16 protein-coding genes are annotated in these 19,648 nt (G+C 59.4%); 10 read left to right on the forward strand and 6 right to left on the reverse strand.

Annotated features, from left to right (window positions below; genetic code table 11):
• Positions 1-57: 57 nt before the first annotated feature.
• On the reverse strand, positions 58-2,199 hold the full coding sequence (locus tag ACOTXI_RS12310; RefSeq protein WP_058653859.1) for a TonB-dependent siderophore receptor: 2,142 nt from the start codon (positions 2,197-2,199) through the stop codon (positions 58-60).
• Between the two features lie 386 nt (positions 2,200-2,585).
• Here ACOTXI_RS12310 and ACOTXI_RS12315 point away from each other — a divergent pair, with 386 nt between their 5' ends.
• From ACOTXI_RS12315 to ACOTXI_RS12335, 5 genes are read left to right on the forward strand one after another with little or no spacing between them, the layout of a single operon-like run.
• Entirely contained in the window at positions 2,586-3,398 is an 813-nt protein-coding gene (locus ACOTXI_RS12315) for an ABC transporter ATP-binding protein (RefSeq protein WP_008502979.1), read from the forward strand.
• Complete coding sequence (locus ACOTXI_RS12320; protein WP_058653860.1) at positions 3,395-4,378, forward strand: FecCD family ABC transporter permease; 984 nt, start codon at positions 3,395-3,397, stop codon at positions 4,376-4,378. The genes ACOTXI_RS12315 and ACOTXI_RS12320 overlap by 4 nt, the downstream gene beginning before the upstream one ends.
• Positions 4,375-5,415, forward strand: a complete 1,041-nt coding sequence (locus tag ACOTXI_RS12325; RefSeq protein ID WP_058653861.1) for a FecCD family ABC transporter permease — start codon at positions 4,375-4,377, stop codon at positions 5,413-5,415. Before ACOTXI_RS12320 ends, ACOTXI_RS12325 begins: the two co-directional genes overlap by 4 nt.
• Positions 5,416-5,424: 9 nt before the next feature.
• Positions 5,425-6,375: an iron-siderophore ABC transporter substrate-binding protein gene (locus ACOTXI_RS12330; protein ID WP_025912500.1), complete on the forward strand. Its 951-nt coding sequence runs from the start codon at positions 5,425-5,427 to the stop codon at positions 6,373-6,375.
• Positions 6,372-7,259, forward strand: a complete 888-nt coding sequence (locus ACOTXI_RS12335) for a MurR/RpiR family transcriptional regulator (protein WP_058653862.1) — start codon at positions 6,372-6,374, stop codon at positions 7,257-7,259. The genes ACOTXI_RS12330 and ACOTXI_RS12335 overlap by 4 nt, the downstream gene beginning before the upstream one ends.
• Before the next feature lie 96 nt (positions 7,260-7,355).
• On the opposite strand, the gene ACOTXI_RS12340 is transcribed toward ACOTXI_RS12335, so the two are convergent.
• From ACOTXI_RS12340 to qseB, 4 genes are all read right to left on the reverse strand, one after another.
• Positions 7,356-7,670 carry a putative quinol monooxygenase gene (locus tag ACOTXI_RS12340; RefSeq protein WP_008502984.1) on the reverse strand — a complete coding sequence of 105 codons (315 nt, stop codon included), beginning with the start codon at positions 7,668-7,670 and terminating at the stop codon, positions 7,356-7,358.
• A gap of 31 nt (positions 7,671-7,701) precedes the next feature.
• Positions 7,702-8,283: an NAD(P)H-dependent oxidoreductase gene (locus ACOTXI_RS12345; RefSeq protein WP_014833281.1), complete on the reverse strand. Its 582-nt coding sequence runs from the start codon at positions 8,281-8,283 to the stop codon at positions 7,702-7,704.
• A 105-nt stretch (positions 8,284-8,388) separates the two neighbouring features.
• Positions 8,389-9,738: a quorum sensing histidine kinase QseC gene (gene qseC, locus ACOTXI_RS12350; protein ID WP_023326079.1), complete on the reverse strand. Its 1,350-nt coding sequence runs from the start codon at positions 9,736-9,738 to the stop codon at positions 8,389-8,391.
• Positions 9,735-10,394 (reverse strand): quorum sensing response regulator transcription factor QseB, encoded by a 660-nt coding sequence (qseB, locus tag ACOTXI_RS12355; RefSeq protein WP_023294563.1) that lies wholly within the window; start codon positions 10,392-10,394, stop codon positions 9,735-9,737. The genes qseC and qseB overlap by 4 nt, the downstream gene beginning before the upstream one ends.
• A 138-nt stretch (positions 10,395-10,532) precedes the next feature.
• Between qseB and ACOTXI_RS12360 the strand changes: the two genes are divergently transcribed.
• The 4 genes from ACOTXI_RS12360 (at position 10,533) to ftsP (ending at position 15,683) form a co-directional block, all read left to right on the forward strand.
• Positions 10,533-10,934: a YgiW/YdeI family stress tolerance OB fold protein gene (locus ACOTXI_RS12360; protein WP_058653863.1), complete on the forward strand. Its 402-nt coding sequence runs from the start codon at positions 10,533-10,535 to the stop codon at positions 10,932-10,934.
• A gap of 118 nt (positions 10,935-11,052) precedes the next feature.
• Positions 11,053-13,311, forward strand: coding sequence for a DNA topoisomerase IV subunit A (gene parC, locus ACOTXI_RS12365; RefSeq protein ID WP_008502989.1), 2,259 nt, complete (start codon positions 11,053-11,055; stop codon positions 13,309-13,311).
• Between the two features lie 163 nt (positions 13,312-13,474).
• Entirely contained in the window at positions 13,475-14,212 is a 738-nt protein-coding gene (plsC, locus tag ACOTXI_RS12370) for a 1-acylglycerol-3-phosphate O-acyltransferase (RefSeq protein ID WP_008502990.1), read from the forward strand.
• Between the two features lie 58 nt (positions 14,213-14,270).
• Positions 14,271-15,683, forward strand: a complete 1,413-nt coding sequence (ftsP, locus tag ACOTXI_RS12375) for a cell division protein FtsP (RefSeq protein ID WP_058653864.1) — start codon at positions 14,271-14,273, stop codon at positions 15,681-15,683.
• A gap of 31 nt (positions 15,684-15,714) precedes the next feature.
• On the opposite strand, the gene ACOTXI_RS12380 is transcribed toward ftsP, so the two are convergent.
• Positions 15,715-17,190, reverse strand: a complete 1,476-nt coding sequence (locus ACOTXI_RS12380) for a TrkH family potassium uptake protein (protein WP_008502992.1) — start codon at positions 17,188-17,190, stop codon at positions 15,715-15,717.
• 199 nt (positions 17,191-17,389) lie between these two features.
• Here ACOTXI_RS12380 and ACOTXI_RS12385 point away from each other — a divergent pair, with 199 nt between their 5' ends.
• Entirely contained in the window at positions 17,390-19,564 is a 2,175-nt protein-coding gene (locus ACOTXI_RS12385; protein WP_023344923.1) for a YgiQ family radical SAM protein, read from the forward strand.
• The last annotated feature ends 84 nt before the right edge of the window (positions 19,565-19,648 follow it).

A 19,648-nucleotide genomic window follows, 5' to 3' on the forward strand; every position in this document is an offset into this window, starting at 1 on the left:
GGGAGAGGGAATGGATCGTAGGCCCGGTAAGCGCTAGCGCCACCGGGCTTTTTTACATCAAAACTCCATCTTCACCGTAAACTGCACTTCGCGAGGGTCGCCAATCTGGTTGCCCAGGTTGTTGGTCGCAATGGACGAGGTGTAGTAGGTCTTATCAAACAGGTTCTTCACGTTGACCTGCAGCGTCACCGGATACTGCAGCTTCATCTTATAGGCCGCAAAGGCATCCGCCACAAAATAGCCCGGCAGATAATAATCCGCGCCGTTGGTCGCTGAACGACGGCTCACGCCGTGTCCGCCGCCGCCCAACGTCAGGGTATTCCCCGCAAACGCATTATGAATGTCGTACGTCAGGAACAGGGAGCCGGTATGGCGCGGCACGTTCGGCAGCGGTTTGCCCGCGTAGTCCGGGTCTTCCAGCACCTTCGCGTCGGTATAGCCGTAGCTGGCGATAATATTGGTGTTCTCGGTCAGCGATCCGGCAAGATCCACCTCCACGCCCTGGGAGCGCACGCGGCCCGCGGTTTTGGCGATGGTTTCACCTCCCACGCTTTCGTTGTACAGCACGTTGCGTTTGTGGATATCAAACAGCGCGATATTGGCGGTAACGCCGTCGAACAGGTCGAACTTCGCGCCCACTTCGTAGGCGTTTGAGGTTTCCGGCGGCAGGTCGCCAATGTAACTTGCAATGGACGACTGCGGCATAAACGTCTGCGAGTAGTTGGCAAACAGCGAGACGGATGGCGTGAGCTTGTAAACCAGCCCCAGCTTTGGCGTCCACTGTTCGTCGCGGCTGTCGGTGTTGACGTTGAACGGACGACCTTTGCCCGCGTACTGGGTGTAATACTGATAGCGCATCCCGACGACGGCGATCCACTTATCCGTCAGGTACAGGGCATCCTGCGCGTAGGCCGAATAACTCTCCTGCTTGAGCGTCTGGTCGCTGTCTGCGGCGGAGACGGTTGTACACTTGTTGAGTTTGCCGTAAACCGGATGGTAGATGTTGAAACCTTTGACGTTCTTACAGCGCATCATGTCCGTACGCAGCAAATCGTAATTCTCATACGACACGCCGGTCAGGATCTCATTGTAAAAGCCTGCAATATCCACATTCCCCTGCAGGTCCGCGCGGGTGCTGTGCATGCGCTGTGTCGAGCCCTGGGTCGCATCCACCCGGCGGGTCAGGGTGCCGGTTTTTGCATCGTAGGCCATCACGCGGGCCTGGTTGTCGCTGTATTTATCCTGGCTGTAGCTGTAGTCGAACTTCGCGGTCCACTGGCTGTTGAGGCGGTATTCCGCGTTGAGCTGCGCCAGATCGGACTGACCATCGGTCACGTTAAACGGCTCGTCAAAGCGGGTTTTGCGATCGACATCAACGGCCTTTTTGGTGTTGAGATCGAAGATCGTTCCGCGATCGAACGGCGTTTTATAGTCGCGATGCGAATAGAGCACGGTCACGGTGGCATCATCGCCGAACCAGGTGAGGGATGGGGCGATAAAGGTGCTGCGTTCGTTGCCAAAATTACGCCAGTAATCTTCGTCCTGATACTCACCCGTGAGGCGATACGCCAGACGCGTGCCGTCGATCGGGCCGGTCACATCGACCTGTCCGGTGCCGCCGCCAAAGCTGGAGGAGGTGGCGGACAGAGAACCACCGAAGGTTCTCTCCGGGCGTTTGGTGACGACGTTAATCAGGCCGCCCGGATCGAGAATGCCATACAGCGTTGAGGCCGGGCCTTTAAGCACCTCCACGCGCTCGGTGGCGGCGTTAAAGCTGCGCGGCAGGACGGTGCGCAGGCCGTTGGTCATGATCGAGCCGTCCCGGTTCGCGCCAAACCCGCGGCGCACGAAGGCATCCTGCGTACCGCCGAGGGTATTCGTCTGGACCACGTTGCTAACGTTATAGAGCGCCTCATCCAGCGTGGTGGCGTGCTGATCCTCCAGCACTTTATCGCTGACCGTATTCACCACCTGCGGGATATCCAGCATCGGCATGTTGGTCAGTGTTGCGGTGGAGGTGTTCAGCGGCTGGTAGCCGTTGGTGGCTTCCGCCGGCGTATTTGGATCGGCAGTGACGGTAAGCGTTTCGCCGTCTTTAGCCGCGGTGGTGTCCGCCGCCTGGGCCAGCGGCGCCATAAACAGCAGTGAAAAGAGCGCGCGCCCTTTTACCCCAGAGAGTGAAGGTGTGAACGTAGCCATTACATCTGTTATCCCAAAATATCCGTGAATCACCTTCACGGAAGAATGTGTGAGTCATTGCCCTTTTATGCTCTGCTCGTTAGCCAGAACCGGCATCGAACATGTAATTGAGAATCATTCAATCATGCGGGAATGTAGTAGTAAATGAAAAATGATAAAAATCGGCTACATGCATGAAACGCAACGGGAAAGTACAAGGGTAATGAATTATTTAATTGAAAAATAATGATTTGTTAATTTTTTGGTCTGCACGGTAACGCTCCGTTACCCCTGGTTTTTTCAGGGTGTTTCTTCGCTTGACTACTACATGGCGTGGCGTCAAACTCTCAAAAGAGAATGATTTTTATTTATATTTGTTGCGCTTTTTTTATTACGTTGGCGTTCACGTGGCTCACAACACAAAACAACCGGGACTGGTTCTGGAGAACCTCTCTGCGGGCTATCAGAAAAAAATCATCGTTGATGATATCTCCCTTGCCATCCCTCAGCAGAAAATGACGGTGCTGGTAGGGGCGAACGGCTGTGGGAAATCCACGCTGTTGAGCACTATCGCGCGGCTGCTGCAGCCGCTTGGGGGAACCGCGCTGCTGGACGGTAAAGCCATTCACGAGCAGCCAACCAAAGCCGTCGCCCGCCAGCTTGGTATTCTCCCGCAGTCCCCGCTGCTCCCGGAAGGGTTAACCGTTTTTGAGCTGGTCTCGCGCGGCCGCTTTCCCTGGCAAAACGTTATGCGCCAGTGGAGCGACGAGGACGAACTGGCGGTGGAAGAGGCCCTGCGCCTGACCGGCACGGCAGCGTTTGCCCATATGCCGGTGGAAAGCTTATCCGGCGGCCAGCGTCAGCGCTGCTGGATCGCCATGGCGCTGGCGCAGCAAACGCCGTATATCCTGCTGGATGAACCCACCACGTTCCTCGATCTTCGCTACCAGGTGGAGATCCTGGAACTGCTGCACGCCCTGACCCGCCAGCACGGGCGTACCGTCGTGGTGGTGCTGCACGATCTCAACTTTGCCGTGAACTACGGTGATTCCCTGGTCTTTTTACGCCAGGGAAAAGTCGAGGGGGTGTTACATGAAGGCGACGCCTGCACGCCGGAGCTGATCAAAGCGGTGTTTGATGTGGACGTGCATATGTCCATCAACCCCTTGACCGGCAAACCGTTCTTTATGCCGTTTCGCCAGAGCATTCAGAAGCCATGATGCGCATCTCTCTGGCTTTCCTGATTTTCACCCTGCTGTTGGCGATGGGGGCGATTGCTCATCTGGGGATCGGTGCACGCTTTATCGCCCCGCAAACGGTAGTGGAGGCATTCTTTCACTTCGACCCGCGCAATTTCGACCATAACATCATCATCAGACTGCGGCTGCTGCGCCTCTGCGCCGCAATGGTTACCGGCGCCGCGCTCGGCGTGGCGGGCGTGCTGCTGCAGTCCGTGATCCGCAACCCGCTCGGCGAGCCGCATATTCTGGGGCTCAACGCCGGGGCAGCGCTCGCGGTGGTGGTGACCAGCGCGCTTGGGCTTTCGCTGCCGTTTGGTCGTCCGCTGATTGCCGCCGCCGGTGCCGCCGCGCTGTTTCTGCTGGTGCTGATGTTCTCCTCGACCGGTCGCACCGGGCTCACGCCGATGAAGGTCACCCTGTGCGGCGTGGCGATGTCGGCGTTTGCCTCGTCGATTACCGCCGCGGTGTTAATCCTGGATGAACAGACGCTGCTCTCTCTGCGCACCTGGCTGGCGGGTGATATCGCCGGGATCAACGCGCAGATGCTCCAGAGCGCCCTGTGGGCTGCAGCCGCTGGTTTTGTTCTTGCTATCGGGCTGTCGCCCTCGCTCAACATGCTGGCGCTGGGCGACAGAATGGCCCAGGGGCTTGGCGTGTCGCTGCTGAAAACCCGCCTCCTTGCCCTGCTGGCCATTGCGCTGCTCTGCGGCGCGGCCGTCTCCATCGCCGGACCGATTGGCTTTATCGGCCTTGTGGTGCCGCAGCTCATTCGCCGTCTGGTGTCGGTAGATTTACGCGCGATGGTGCCGCTGTCGGCCCTCTGCGGTGCGCTGGTGTTGCTGCTGGCGGATATCGCTGCCCGCACGCTGTTTACCCCCTGGGAGCTGGCAACCGGCATCATGACGGCCCTGGTCGGCGCGCCCGTGTTCATCCTTATGGCCTCGAGGATGTTCAAATGAACCGGGCCGGACTCCGCGCGATCCGTGTTGGCCGCCTGTCGGCGCTGGTTCGCCCGAAGGCGCTGGCGTACCTGTCGCTTTTCGCGCTGATGGCGCTAGGCCTGCTGGGCTTTGGCCTGACGCACGGTTCTCTGCCCATTCCCGCCTCTGCCATCGGGCGCGCGCTGTTTTCGCCTGAAACATTGACGGCGGAGACGCGCTACGTCGTGATGGATATCCGCCTGCCGCGCCTGCTGATGGCGGTGCTGTGCGGCGCGATGCTCGGCATGGCGGGGGCGGCGATGCAGTCCATCACCCGCAACGGACTGGCTGACCCGGGGCTTATCGGCGTGAAGGAGGGCTGTAGCGCGGCGGTACTGCTGCTGATTTTTCAGTTCCCGGCGCTGAGCCTGGCCTGGCGTCCGCTGATTGGCATGACCGGCGGGCTGCTGACCGCGCTGCTGGTGATAGCTCTGGCGCGCGATATCTCGCGCCCGCGGTTTATTTTGATCGGCATCGGCGTGTCGTGGGCGTTTGCCGCGGCAATGGGCGTCTTTATGACCACCGCCGACGTGCGCGACGTGCAGACGGCGATGCTGTGGCTGGCGGGCAGCCTGCACGCGGCAAACTGGACGCTGGTAGGGCTGGCCGCGCTCTGGGCTGCCCCCGCGTTTGCGCTGCTGCTCTTTACCGCGCGGGCAGCGGACGTGGCGCTGCTCGGCAATCAGGCTGCTACGGGCCTTGGCGTGCGCACAACCCGGCTGGCGCTGCTGCGGGTTCTCGCCCCGGTAGTGCTGACGGCGGCCTGCGTCTCCTGCGTGGGCAGTATTGGCTTTGTGGGGCTGATTGCCCCGCATATGGCGCGCCTGCTGCTGCGCGGTGGTCAGACCGCGCTCCTGACGGGAAGCGCCGTGCTGGGCGCGCTGCTGGTGCTGCTGGCGGATAACGTCGGACGTCTGGCATTCCTCCCGCTGCAGCTGCCGGCGGGAATTGTCATTTCATTGATTGGCGGACCGTTTTTCCTGCTGCTGCTCTGGCAGCGTCGGGACAGATTTTAGGGGATTATGATGCGTGTACTGTTTTCGATGCTGTTGCTGGTGGGGTTCGCGGTGAGCGCGGCGGAGCCGACGCAGGTCTTTACCGACGATCTGAACCGAAAGGTGGTGGTGCCGGTGCACCCGAAACGGATTGTCTCCTTACACGATCTGGACATCACCATTCCGCTGATTGAGCTTGGCGTGCCGCCGGTGGCGAGCCATGGCCGTACGCGGCCGGACGGCAGCCATTTTCTGCGATCCAGCGGCATGTTGACCGGCGTCGACTTCGATAATTCCGATATCAAATTTATCGGCACGGCCGATATCGACATTGAAGCCATCGCCGCCGCCAAACCTGACCTGATCGTTACCGAGCCGACCCGCAACACGCCGGTGGAACAATTAGCGAAAATTGCCCCGACGGTGAGCATCGATCATCTCGACGGCGGCGCGCCGGAAATCTACCGCAAGCTGGCTCAACTGACAGGAACGCAGGCGCGGCTCAAGGTTCTGGAGCGGCGATATCAGGAGCAAATCAAGGCGCTGAAGGCGACCATCGACACGCGCAAAATCACCGTATCGGTGATTCAGGCCAATCAGGGGAAAATCAACGCCATGCACAGCTACCACTCGCTGGGCCGCGTTCTGCGCGACGCCGGATTCAAATTCCCGCCACTGATTGAGTCCATCCCGGAAGGGGGGCGCATCGACGTCAGCGCCGAGCGCCTGCCGGAGCTGGATGCCGATTTCGTCTTTGCTACCTGGCGCGGGGATACGGGCGGTAAACCGCAGGACGAGCTGGCCGCGATGGAGGCGGTGATGCCGGGCTGGTGTCAGTTCCTGACTGCCTGCCGAACCGGGCATTATGTGCTGATCTCGCGTGAAGAGGCGATCTCGAATTCGTTCGCGTCTTTAGGGCTGATGGCCGCGCAGGTGCAGTCGCAGATTGCCGGGCGTCCGCTGCCGGAGGCGTCACGGTGATCCGCAAAGAGAAGGGGCGCGTGGATGTCTATGGCGACCGCTTTCGCGCGCGGGCGCATCAGCTGACGCCGCGTCTGCTGCAGGTCGCACGCTATATCCATGACAACCGCGAGGCGGTGATGGAACAAACCGCCATGGAGATTGCCGCCGTAGTGAAAACCTCGGATGCCACGGTGGTCCGCGCCATACAGGCGCTGGGGTTCGCCGGGCTGCGCGATCTCAAGCAGACGCTGGAGCAGTGGTTTGGCCCGGTGGTCACCTCCAGCGAAAAGATGTCCACCACGGTGAACACGCTCGCCAGCGACGTCAACGCGAGCATTGATTTCGTGCTGGAGGGACATCAGCACACCTGCGAGGTGTTATCCGAGCCCCACAACCGCTACGCGATGGCGCAGGCGGTCTCACTGCTGGCGCAGGCAAGGCAGGTTGCCATATTTGGCATTGGCGCCTCTGGCATTCTGGCCGAGTACACCGCCAGGCTGTTCAGCCGTATGGGGTTACCCGCCACGCCGCTCAACCGTACCGGGATCGGGCTTGCCGAACAGCTGATTGCGCTTCAGCGCGGTGACGTGCTGGTGATGCTGGCGCAGAAATCCGCGCACCGGGAAGGGCAAACCACCCTGCGTGAAGCTAAACGTCTGGGCATTCCCACCATCCTGCTGACCAACGCCCTTGATTCGCGTTTCAGTAAGGAGGCCAGCGTGGTGATCCACGTTCCGCGCGGCGGCGAAAAGGGTAAAATCCCGCTCCACGGCACGGTGCTGCTCTGTCTGGAGATGATCATTTTGTCCGTCGCCGCCACCGAGCCGCAGCGCACCATTAAGTCAATGAAGCGCATCAATGAGCTCCATCGCGGGTTAAAACCAGGGAAGAAAAGCAGCTAAAAACAACAAAGCCCGGTGGCGCTAGCGCTTACCGGGCCTACGGTTCAGGTTTTGTTGGCCGGGTAAACGCAGTGCCACCCGGCAAATTCCACGAACTTAAACCCCTTGCTCCAGGATGCGGATGTGGGTTTCCAGCACGTCGCCCTTCACCGCGTCGCTCCACGCTTTCATGTGCGCGGTCTGCAGATGCGCTTCAAGATGCGCGACGGTTTCCCACTGCTCAACCATGATGATCGAGTCCGGCGCGGTCGCCTGGAAGCTGGCATCAGTGGCGGCATCCACCATCGGCGCGTAGCCGTGGCAGCCTTCTTCTTTCAGTACGGTCGGGATGATTTTCGCGAACTGATCCAGCACCGCCTGGCGGTGATGTTGACCTGGACGAGTACGGATTTCTGCGATAACGGTAAGCATGTTTACTACTCCTTTAATTCCAGGCTACCAGTTAAGCAAAAATTTCCGCGAGATGCTTGCGATATTCTGCGATATAGCGCGGGACATCTGGCATTTTAATCACGTCGTTAACGATAAAGGTCGGCAGCGGATCCATGCCCAGGAACTGATTCGCCTTGTGGAACGGCAGATAAGCACCGTCTACGCCCACGCCTTCGAAGAACTGATCTTTCTCGGTGAAGGCTTCCAGCGGCGCGTTCCAGGTCAGTGACAGCATATATTTTTTGCCCTGAATCAGGCCGCCTGAACCGTATTTTTTGGACGCGTCAGAGCGGGTGCGGCCATCGCTGGCATACAGCGAACCGTGACCTTCGGTGAATACGTCGTCCATGTACTTTTTCACGGTCCACGGCGCGCCCATCCACCAGCCTGGCATCTGCCAGATCACCACGTCAGCCCACAGGAAGTTCTGCACTTCGGCTTTCACGTCGTAGTGGCTGTCTGCACGCACGACCTTAACATCATGCCCGGCGTCGCGCAGGAAACCGTCCGCGACCTCGGTCAGGGTGTCATTCAGCTGGCCTTTAGAGTGCGCAAATTCTTTTGCACCGTTAATAATCAGAATGTTGCTCATTTTTTGTCCTCGACGATGAGAGTATGCCGGGTATTCTACGCGCGAGGACGGAGCGGAAAAATGAGCAAAATGTGCAAAGTCTTTTGCTGGAGATGCAATAATCCGCTACCAGCTGACCTTCACCTCAAAGCCGCCTTCCGCCGCATTGCTCAGCGAGACGTGCATCCCGTGCAGCGCGGCAATGCGCCTGACGATAGAAAGCCCCAGCCCGCTGCCCGTGGCGTTCTGGCCCGGTGGACGATAAAAACGCTCGCCGATGCGCGCCAGCACCTCGGGGTCAACGCCGGGACCGTTGTCGCGCACGCTAAAGCTGCGCGCGTCCAGCGTCACGTCCACCACGCTGCCGCGCGGACTGTAGCGGATGGCGTTGTCCAGCAGGTTGCGCACCAGCAGGCTGAGCAGCAGGGGCTGCCCCTGACGTTTGACCTGCGGGGCATGGTTGAAGAGGCGAATATCAATCCCTGCCTGCTGCGCCGGATGCCAGATATCCAGCACCGCCGACTGCAGTAAATCGGCAAGCGTTATCGGGTCGACATCGTCAAGGTTATCCAGCGAGTCCAGACGCGACAGGGTGAGGAGCTGATCCACCAGTCGCGAAGCGCGGTCGATTCCCGCATGCAGCTGTGCCAGCGCTTTTTCCCGCGCCTGCGGATCGTCCTGCGAGAGCTGCGCCACGTCAGTTTGCACCTTCAGGGCCGCCAGCGGGCTGCGCAGCTCGTGGGCGGCATCGGACGTAAAGCGGCGCTCGCGGGTCATCATCTCCTGGGTACGTGCGAAGAGGTGATTCAGCGAGTCGAGCAGGGGGCGCACTTCCGTGGGCACACCCTGAAGCACAAGCGCCTCGGTCGCATCCGGCGAGCGGGAGCGAAGGGTCTGCGCCAGCTTTTTGAGCGGCCTCAGCTCCCGGCTCAAGAGGAGAACCAGCAAGAGCAGCATCACCGGCAGCGCCACCAGCCAGGGCGTGAGCTGCGAGCTGACCACGTCCAGCGCCATATCCTGGCGGTACTCCCACTCCTGACCGACCACCACGCGGTATTTCCCGTCGGGTGAGGTCAGCCACAGGAAACGCCATTCGTCGTTGTCGTCCTGGAGCTGCCCGTTAGCAAACCCGTCGCGGCGATAGTGGTACGGAATATCGCGCCCGTTCTCGCCGTCGTTCAGCAGCATTTTGCCCTCGACGCTGTAAATGGCGAAAGCCAGCGCGTCGTCATCGAGACGGCCATGCTTCACTTTTTTTGGGATCTCGCGCATCCGCTCGGGGGCGCGGATCTCGTCCAGATCCATCGTCAGCAGCCGTTTGGCAAACAGCATCTGCTGCGTGTCAAAGAGCTTATCCAGCTTGTGGGTGGTCTGCTGCCAGGCCACCAGGCTGGCGGCAAACCATGCCGTCAGGGAGAGCGCTAAAAAGAGGAGCGTCAGGCGCAGCTTCAGGCTCAGGCGTTGCGTCAGCTTCATGCGTCACCCAGGGTGTAGCCGATGCCGTGCACGGTGCGGATAAACTCGCTGCCAAGCTTGCGGCGCAGATGATGAACGTGGACTTCTACCGCGTTGCTGGAGACGTCGTCGTCCCAGGTATACAGTTTTTCCTCAATCGTCTTGCGAGGGAGCACGCGGCCTGCATTGCGCATCAGCAGTTCCAGCAGCGCGAACTCTTTCGGCTTCAGCGTCAGCGGTTCACCGTCCAGCGTGGCGACGAGACGGGTCGGATCGAGCGTGACCTTGCCGTGGCGTAGCTCGCTATGCGTCTGGCCGTGGCTGCGGCGGACCAGCGCCTCGAGGCGGGCACCCACTTCAATCAGCGCGAACGGCTTGCAGAGATAATCATCCGCGCCAAGACGCAGCCCTTCCACGCGCTGGTTAAGCGCATCCCGCGCGGTCAGGATCAATACCGGCTCGCTGTGCCCGCTTTCGCGCCACGCGCGCAGGATGTCCAGACCGTCGATTTCCGGCAGCGTCAGATCCAGCACCACGGCATCATAGGGTGCAGACGCGAGCGCGGCCTGACCGGTTTTACCGTCGGTAAACCAGTCCACGCTAAAGCCCATTTTGCTTAAACCCGCCCTGATACCGTCGCCGATTAGCGTGTCGTCTTCTACCAGTAAAATGCGCATGTTCCCTCCTTGATGCCGTCAGTAAACCCTCTGTAAGCGCCTGCTGTACAGCAATAATAAATAAATTTTTCCCTTAAGAAGTTGTTAAGGATTACCCTGTTTAATGGACTGCGAAACCAGATTAAAGGGAGAGTTAATATGAAAAAATTCGCTGCCATTGCCGCCATCATGATGATGGCCACTGCCCCCGTTTTTGCTGCGCAGGGCGGATTTAACGGCCCGTCCGCCACGCAAACCCAGACCCAGACGCAGGCAGGCGGTTTTGTCGATAACGACGCCAACCTCACCACCGCGGTGAAGGTGAAAGAGATGAAGGACGACAGCTGGGTGAAGCTGCGCGGGAACATCACCCAGCGCCTGTCCGATGACCGCTACACCTTCCGCGATGAGACCGGCACGGTGAACGTGGAAATTGACCACAAGCGCTGGAACGGCGTGACCGTCACCCCGCTGGATAAAGTGGAAATCCAGGGCAAGGTCGATAAAGAGTGGAACGATTTTGAAATCGACGTGAAGCAGGTCATTAAGCTGAACAAATAACCCGAAAAGGGCCGCATAAGCGGCCCTTTTTCTTTGTGACTCAACTCGTCAGATAGGGTAGTATCTGCGGCAATATTGCCTGAAACCCTTCGGTTTCTGAGTTGAGGAATCACACGTAATGAGCGATATGGCAGAGCGCCTCGCGCTACATGAATTCACGGAAAACGCCTACCTGAACTACTCCATGTACGTCATCATGGACAGGGCGTTGCCGTTTATCGGGGATGGCCTGAAGCCCGTTCAGCGCCGCATCGTGTATGCGATGTCCGAACTGGGGCTGAATGCCACCGCCAAGTTCAAGAAATCCGCCCGTACCGTCGGTGACGTGCTGGGTAAATACCATCCGCACGGCGACAGCGCCTGTTATGAAGCGATGGTGCTGATGGCGCAGCCGTTCTCTTACCGTTACCCGCTGGTGGATGGTCAAGGGAACTGGGGGGCGCCGGACGACCCGAAATCCTTCGCGGCAATGCGTTATACCGAGTCCCGCCTGTCTAAATATGCCGAAGTGCTGCTGGGCGAGCTGGGCCAGGGGACCGTTGACTGGGTACCGAACTTCGACGGTACGCTGCAGGAGCCGAAGATGCTGCCCGCGCGTCTGCCGAACATCCTGCTGAACGGCACCACCGGGATTGCGGTCGGTATGGCGACGGACATTCCGCCGCACAACCTGCGTGAAGTGGCGAAAGCCGCCATCACCCTGATTGAGCAGCCGAAAACCTCGCTCGACGATCTGCTGGATATCGTGCAGGGCCCGGACTTCCCGACCGAAGCTGAGATCATCACTTCGCGTGCGGAAATCCGCAAAATCTACCAGAACGGTCGCGGCTCCGTGCGCATGCGCGCGGTGTGGAATAAAGAAGACGGCGCCGTGGTGATCACCGCGCTGCCGCATCAGGTTTCCGGTGCCAAAGTGCTGGAGCAGATCGCCTCCCAGATGCGCAATAAAAAGCTGCCGATGGTGGACGACCTGCGTGACGAATCTGACCACGAGAACCCGACCCGTCTGGTGATCGTGCCGCGTTCTAACCGCGTGGACATGGAGCAGGTGATGAACCACCTGTTCGCCACCACCGACCTGGAAAAAAGCTACCGCATTAACCTGAACATGATCGGCCTCGACGGACGCCCGGCGGTGAAAAACCTGCTGGAGATCCTCACCGAATGGCTGACGTTCCGCCGCGATACGGTACGCCGTCGTCTGAACCATCGTCTGGAGAAAGTGCTTAAGCGCCTGCATATCCTCGAAGGTTTGCTGGTGGCGTTCCTCAATATCGACGAGGTGATTGAGATCATCCGTACCGAGGACGAGCCGAAGCCCGCCCTGATGTCGCGCTTTGGCATCAGCGAAACCCAGGCCGAAGCGATCCTCGAGCTGAAGCTGCGCCATCTCGCCAAACTGGAAGAGATGAAGATCCGCGGCGAGCAGAACGAGCTGGAAAAAGAGCGCGATCAGCTGCAGGCGATCCTCGCGTCCGAACGCAAGATGAACACCCTGCTGAAGAAAGAGCTGCAGGCCGATGCCGACGCGTTTGGCGACGACCGTCGTTCTCCGCTGCACGAGCGCGAAGAAGCGAAGGCGATGAACGAGCACGACATGCAGCCGTCCGAGCCGGTGACCATTGTCCTGTCGCAGAGCGGCTGGGTGCGCAGCGCCAAAGGCCACGATATCGACGCGCCGGGGCTCAGCTACAAAGCGGGCGATAGCTTCAAAGCGGCGGTGAAAGGCAAGAGCAACCAGCCGGTAGCGTTTATCGACTCCACCGGGCGCAGCTACGCGATTGACCCGATCACGCTGCCTTCCGCGCGCGGGCAGGGCGAGCCGCTGACCGGCAAGCTGACGCTGCCGCCGGGCGCGACGGTTGACCATATGCTGATGGAAGCCGATGACCAGAAGCTGCTGCTGGCGTCTGATGCGGGCTACGGCTTTATCTGTACCTTCAACGATCTGGTTTCCCGCAACCGTGCCGGTAAGGCGCTGATTAGCCTGCCGGACAACGCTCACGTAATGGCACCGCTGGTGATCGAGAACGAAAGCGACATGCTGCTGGCGATCACCACCGCCGGACGTATGCTGATGTTCCCGGTCAGCGATCTGCCGGAGCTGTCAAAAGGCAAGGGCAACAAGATCATCAACATCCCGTCGGCGGAGGCCGCGAAAGGCGAAGATGGCCTGGCGCACCTCTTCCTGCTGCCGCCGCAGAGCACGCTGACCATTCACGTCGGCAAGCGCAAAATCAAGCTTCGTCCGGAAGAGCTGCAGAAGGTGGTGGGCGAGCGCGGTCGCCGCGGCTCGCTGATGCGCGGCCTGCAGCGTATCGACCGCGTGGAGATTGACTCTCCTGCACGCAGCGCGGCGGGTGACAGCGAAGAGTAATGTCGTGATATCCCCCTCTGTCCGGAGGGGGAATTTCAATAAAATTTCCCGTAAAATCGTTGTTAATTCGTGCGTTGCGATTAACAATACGCGCTCGTAATAAAGTCCTTACCTGGCCACAGGTGAAGTATAATTGTCAGCTGTCAGGGCTTCAGAGGTCGCTATGCTATATATTGTTCGTCTTATTCTTACCGTTATCTACTGTATTCTGGTCTGTATTTTCGGCTCTATTTATTGCCTGTTCAGCCCGCGTAATCCGAAGCATGTCGCCACCTTTGGCCATATGTTCGGGCGTCTTGCGCCGCTGTTTGGTCTGAAAGTTGAAAAACGCCTGCCGGAAGGAGCGGAGAATTTCGGTAACGCCATCTATATCGCCAACCATCAGAACAACTACGATATGGTGACGGCCTCCAATATCGTGCTTCCACCGACCGTGACGGTGGGCAAAAAAAGCCTGCTGTGGATCCCGTTTTTTGGTCAGCTGTACTGGCTTACCGGTAACCTGCTGATTGACCGTAATAACCGTGCAAAAGCGCACGGCACCATTGCAGAAGTGGTGAATCATTTTAAAAAGCGCAGGATCTCAATCTGGATGTTCCCGGAAGGGACGCGCAGCCGCGGCCGCGGCCTGCTGCCGTTTAAAACCGGTGCGTTTCATGCCGCAATTGCGGCAGGTGTTCCAATTATTCCTGTGTGCGTTTCCAATACTTCGAATAAGATTAATCTTAACCGCCTGAATAACGGGCTGGTGATTGTCGAAATGCTGCCACCCGTCGATACCAGCAAATACGGTAAAGATCAGGTGCGCGAGCTGGCAGCGCACTGCCGTGATCTGATGGCTGAGCATATTGCGCTGCTCGACAAAGAAGTCGCAGAGAGAGAAGCCGCCGGTAAGATCTAACCCGGCGTTGAAGGGAAAACGAATTCCCGCGTTGTTAGTCGTTTCAGATGGAGCTTATATGTCACTCAGTCGGCGTCAGTTTATTCAGGCTTCGGGGATCGCCCTTTGTGCGGGTGCGATGCCGCTGACAGCCAGCGCCGCCGGGCAGCAACAGCCGCTGCCTATTCCGCCACTCATTGAATCCCGTCGCGGCCAGCCGCTTTTCCTGACGCTGCAGCGCAGCCACTGGTCCTTTACCCAGGGGACGCGTGCGCCGGTCTGGGGCATTAACGGACGTTACCTTGGGCCGACCATACGCGTGTGGAATGGCGATGACGTAAAGCTCATCTACAGTAACCGTACCCCTGAAAATGTCGCCATGACCATCAGTGGCCTGCAGGTGCCTGGCCCGCTGATTGGCGGCGCGGCGCGCATGATGTCGCCCAGCGCCGACTGGGCGCCCGTTCTGCCGATTCGCCAGAGCGCGGCAACCCTGTGGTATCACGCCAACACCCCTAACCGCACGGCGCAGCAGGTCTATAACGGCCTGGCCGGCATGTGGCTGGTGGAAGATGAAGTCAGCAAATCCCTGCCGATCCCGAACCACTACGGCGTGGATGACTTCCCGATTATCATCCAGGACAAACGTCTGGATAATTTCGGTACGCCGGAATACAGCGAATCGGGGAGCGGTGGCTTCGTTGGCGATACGCTGCTGGTTAACGGCGCGCAGAGCCCGTATGTCGAAGTGTCCCGTGGCTGGGTGCGCCTGCGCCTGCTCAACGCGTCTAACTCGCGCCGCTATCAGCTGCAGATGAGCGATGGCCGTCCGCTGCACGTGATCTCCGGCGATCAGGGTTTTTTACCGGCACCGGTGTCCGTCAAACAGCTGGCGCTCGCGCCGGGTGAGCGTCGCGAAATTCTCATTGATATGACCAACGGGGATGAAGTCTCTGTGACCTGCGGCGAAGCGGCAAGCATTGTTGACCGTATTCGCGGGTTCTTTGAACCGTCGAGCATTCTTGTCTCGACCCTGGTGCTGACCCTGCGTCCAACCGGCCTGCTGCCGCTGGTGACCGATAGCCTGCCCATGCGCCTGCTGCCGCAGGAGATCATGAGCGGCTCCCCGGTGCGCAGCCGTGATATCAGCCTGGGCGACGATCCGGGCATCAACGGTGCGCTGTGGGACGTCAACCGCATCGACATCACCGCGCAACAGGGCACCTGGGAGCGCTGGACGGTGCGTTCAGATATGCCGCAGTCGTTCCATATTGAAGGGGTAAGCTTCCTGATCCGCAACGTTAACGGCGCGATGCCGTTCCCGGAAGATCGCGGCTGGAAAGATACCGTCTGGGTGGACGGTCAGGTTGAACTGCTCGTCTACTACGGCCAGCCTTCGTGGCCGCACTTCCCGTTCCTGTTCCACAGCCAGACGCTGGAGATGATGGACAGGGGGTCCGTAGGGCAAATGCTGATCAACCCCGCGCCATAACCTCTGACATTCCCGGTTCGCCGGGAATGGTTTATGCCCGCCAGAAAAAGCGCGAGAACAGAATCAGCACCGGGTAAATTTCCAGACGCCCTAAGATCATCGCCGCGCACATCAACAGCTTAGCCCCTTCTGTTAACGTGCCGAACGTCGACGCCGTCTCGCCAAATCCCAGCCCCATGTTGTTGATACAGGCGGCGACCGTCGCGAATGACGTAAACAGATCGTAGCCCATCAGATTAAGCGCCCAGACAAAAAAGCCCGTGATCATCACGTAGAGAAAGAAGAAGCTCCAGACCGAGCGCAGGACGCGTTCATTCACCACGCTTTTGCCCACCTTAATGCTCAGCAGCGCGCGCGGATGCGCCAGCTGGTTCATCTCCTGAATACTCTGCTTGAACATAATCAAAAAACGCAGGGCTTTGATGCCGCCGCAGGTCGAGCCTACGCAGCCGCCAAAAAAGCTGGCGCTCAATAGCAGGAAGATGGTGTGGGTGGGCCATTGGGCGTAGTCGGCGGTCGACAGGCCGTTATCGGTCATCATCGAACTGGCAAGGAAGAAGGCGTGCACCAGGCTATCCGTGGGGCTGTACATGCCTGCATGCCAGACCTGCCAGGCGGTGATGAGGATAATCGCCGCAGCGGCGCTCAGGAAGAATTTAACCTCCGGGCTGCGACGAATCGGCTTCAGGGTGCGTCGGACAATGGCGACGTACCAGAGGGTGAAGTTAAACGCGGAGAGCAGCGAAAACGCCCCGGCAACCAGCTCGATTGCGTGGCTGTCATAAAAACCAATGCTCTCGCTGCGGGTGGAGAAGCCGCCCAGTGACACGGTCGAAAGCCCGTGACAGACGGCGTCAAAAAAGGACATTCCCGCCAGCCAGTAGGCCAGAGTGCAGGCCACGCCCAGCGCGAAGTAGGTCACCCACAGCGTGCGCGCGGTATCGGCAAGGCGGGGCGTCAGACGCTCCTCCTTGAACGGCCCCGGCATCTCTGACTGATAAAGCTTCATGCCGCCAATGCCCAGCAGCGGCAGGACCGCGACGGCCAGCACGATGACGCCTAACCCGCCAATGAAATTCAGCTGAGCGCGGTAATACAGGTACGACTTAGGCAGGGCGCTGACGTCCCCGATCACCGTCGCTCCGGTAGTGGTGATCCCGGAAACCCCCTCAAAGAGCGCGTCAGCAAAGGAGAGCTGAAGCCCGTCATCCATCCAGAGCGGCATGGCGCTAATCAATGAAAAAAGCAGCCAGAACAGCACGATAATCACGAAACCGTCGCGGGTGCGCAGCTGGATGCCGGCGTGGCGGGTTGCCCGCCAGGTTAAGCCTCCGAGACTAAAAAAGGTTAAAAAAGTGGTCAGGAAGGCAAAGTAGGTCCGCTCTTTGTTCAGCAGGGCGATAACCATCGGCGGCAGCATGGAAAGGCTGTACAGCAGCACAAGGAAACCGCAGAGGTGCAGGACAACCCGCAGCTGGGAGACATGTAACGAATCGTTGGGCTTCACAACTGAGCTCCGCACAAACACGCATTCCGGGGCAAATCACCGGAAAATAGAGTGAATATTATGATCCAAAATTATCAGGGCGGCGTATTTTAACGACTTCCGTGAATATCTGCCTGCTTCCTGCATCCTTTTCTTCAAATCTGGCAGATGAACAGCGTATAATCCCGCTCCTTTTGTTTATTTTTTCTTCGGAAGCATTATGAGCGCAATTTCCCTGATCCAGCCGGATCGTGACCTCTTCTCCTGGCCCCAGTACTGGGCGGCCTGCTTTGGACCGGCGCCGTTCCTGCCGATGTCCCGGGAAGAGATGGACCAACTGGGCTGGGACAGCTGCGATATCATTCTGGTCACGGGCGATGCCTACGTTGACCACCCGAGCTTCGGCATGGCCATCTGTGGCCGTATGCTCGAAGCGCAGGGCTTCCGCGTGGGGATCATCTCCCAGCCCGACTGGAACAGCAAAGACGACTTCATGCGTTTGGGTAAACCGAACCTGTTCTTCGGCGTGACCGCAGGCAACATGGACTCGATGATCAACCGCTATACCGCTGACCGTAAGCTGCGCCATGACGACGCCTACACGCCGGATAACGTGGCGGGCAAACGTCCGGACCGCGCAACCCTCGTCTACACCCAGCGCTGCAAAGAAGCCTGGAAAGACGTGCCGGTGATCCTGGGCGGCATCGAGGCGAGCCTGCGCCGTACCGCACACTACGACTACTGGTCAGATACCGTGCGCCGCTCGGTGCTGGTGGATTCCAAGGCCGACATGCTGATTTACGGAAACGGCGAGCGTCCGCTGGTGGAAGTGGCGCACCGCCTGTCGCAGGGCGAGCCGGTGAGCAGCATCCGCGACGTGCGCAATACCGCCATTATGGTGAAAGAGGCGCTGCCGGGCTGGCGCGGGGTAGATTCCCGCATCATCGATATGCCGGGCAAAATCGACCCGATCCCACATCCGTACGGCGACGATCTGCCGTGTGCCGATAACAAACCGGTAGAGCCAAAGAAGGCGGAAGCGAAGGCGATCGTCGTGCAGCCGCCGCGTCCGAAGCCGTGGGAAAAGACCTACGTACTGCTGCCCTCCTACGAGAAGGTGAAAGCCGACAAGGTGCTCTACGCGCACGCGTCCCGTATTCTGCACCATGAAACCAACCCGGGCTGCGCCCGCGCGCTGATGCAGAAGCACGGCGAGCGCTTTATCTGGATCAACCCGCCGGCCATCCCGCTCTCCACCGAAGAGATGGACAGCGTCTTTGCGCTGCCGTACAAGCGCGTGCCGCACCCGGCGTACGGCAACGCCCGCATCCCGGCGTATGAGATGATCCGCTTCTCGATCAACATCATGCGCGGCTGCTTCGGTGGCTGTTCCTTCTGCTCCATTACCGAGCACGAAGGGCGCATTATTCAGAGCCGCTCTGAAGATTCAATCATCAATGAGATCGAAGCCATTCGCGACTCCGTGCCGGGCTTTACCGGCGTGATTTCCGATCTTGGCGGCCCAACCGCGAACATGTACATGCTGCGCTGCAAATCACCGCGCGCGGAACAGACCTGTCGTCGCCTCTCCTGCGTCTATCCGAGCATTTGTGAGCACATGGACACCAACCACGAGCCGACGATCAACCTCTACCGCCGCGCGCGCGATCTGAAAGGCATCAAGAAGATCCTCATCGCGTCCGGGGTGCGTTATGACATCGCCGTGGAAGATCCGCGCTACATCAAAGAGCTGGCGACGCACCACGTTGGTGGCTATCTCAAGATTGCGCCGGAGCACACCGAAGAAGGCCCGCTGTCGAAGATGATGAAGCCGGGCATGGGCAGCTACGATCGTTTTAAACAGCTGTTCGACACCTACTCGAAGCAGGCGGGCAAAGAGCAGTATCTGATCCCGTACTTCATCTCCGCCCACCCGGGCACGCGTGATGAGGACATGGTGAACCTGGCGCTGTGGCTGAAGCAGCGCCGCTTCCGCCTGGATCAGGTGCAGAACTTCTATCCGTCACCGCTCGCCAACTCGACGACCATGTACTACACCGGCAAGAACCCGCTGAGTAAGATTGGTTATAAGAGTGAAGACGTGGTGGTGCCGAAAGGGGATAAACAGCGTCGTCTGCACAAAGCGCTGCTGCGCTACCACGATCCGGCCAACTGGCCGCTGATCCGCCAGGCGCTGGAAGAGATGGGCAAAAAGCACCTGATCGGCTCGCGCCGCGACTGTCTGGTACCGGCCCCGACGCTGGAGGAGATGCGCGAAGCGCGTCGCCAGAATCGCAATACGCGCCCGGCGCTGACCAAGCACACGCCGATTGTGCATCAGCGTTCGAACGGTGGAGCGGGAACGAAGAAGACCGTAAAACGTAAGATCGGTTAAACCTGTAACAAAGCCCGGTGGCGCTAGCGCTTACCGGGCCTACTGGCCAGCGCGTAGGCCGGGTAAGGCGCAGCCGCCACCCGG

Source organism: Enterobacter cloacae complex sp. BZL2005 (genome assembly GCF_049238885.1).
GTDB classification, from domain to species: Bacteria; Pseudomonadota; Gammaproteobacteria; order Enterobacterales; family Enterobacteriaceae; genus Enterobacter; species Enterobacter roggenkampii.

Excerpts from the sequence above, each read along its gene's own strand:
- ACOTXI_RS12310 (WP_058653859.1), bottom strand. The coding sequence starts at position 2,199 with ATGGCTACGTTCACACCTTCACTCTCTGGGGTAAAAGGGCGCGCGCTC.
- ACOTXI_RS12320 (WP_058653860.1), top strand. The coding sequence starts at position 3,395 with ATGATGCGCATCTCTCTGGCTTTCCTGATTTTCACCCTGCTGTTGGCG.
- ACOTXI_RS12325 (WP_058653861.1), top strand. The coding sequence starts at position 4,375 with ATGAACCGGGCCGGACTCCGCGCGATCCGTGTTGGCCGCCTGTCGGCG.
- ACOTXI_RS12330 (WP_025912500.1), top strand. The coding sequence starts at position 5,425 with ATGCGTGTACTGTTTTCGATGCTGTTGCTGGTGGGGTTCGCGGTGAGC.
- ACOTXI_RS12340 (WP_008502984.1), bottom strand. The coding sequence starts at position 7,670 with ATGCTTACCGTTATCGCAGAAATCCGTACTCGTCCAGGTCAACATCAC.
- ACOTXI_RS12345 (WP_014833281.1), bottom strand. The coding sequence starts at position 8,283 with ATGAGCAACATTCTGATTATTAACGGTGCAAAAGAATTTGCGCACTCT.
- qseC (WP_023326079.1), bottom strand. The coding sequence starts at position 9,738 with ATGAAGCTGACGCAACGCCTGAGCCTGAAGCTGCGCCTGACGCTCCTC.
- qseB (WP_023294563.1), bottom strand. The coding sequence starts at position 10,394 with ATGCGCATTTTACTGGTAGAAGACGACACGCTAATCGGCGACGGTATC.
- ACOTXI_RS12360 (WP_058653863.1), top strand. The coding sequence starts at position 10,533 with ATGAAAAAATTCGCTGCCATTGCCGCCATCATGATGATGGCCACTGCC.
- parC (WP_008502989.1), top strand. The coding sequence starts at position 11,053 with ATGAGCGATATGGCAGAGCGCCTCGCGCTACATGAATTCACGGAAAAC.
- plsC (WP_008502990.1), top strand. The coding sequence starts at position 13,475 with ATGCTATATATTGTTCGTCTTATTCTTACCGTTATCTACTGTATTCTG.
- ftsP (WP_058653864.1), top strand. The coding sequence starts at position 14,271 with ATGTCACTCAGTCGGCGTCAGTTTATTCAGGCTTCGGGGATCGCCCTT.
- ACOTXI_RS12385 (WP_023344923.1), top strand. The coding sequence starts at position 17,390 with ATGAGCGCAATTTCCCTGATCCAGCCGGATCGTGACCTCTTCTCCTGG.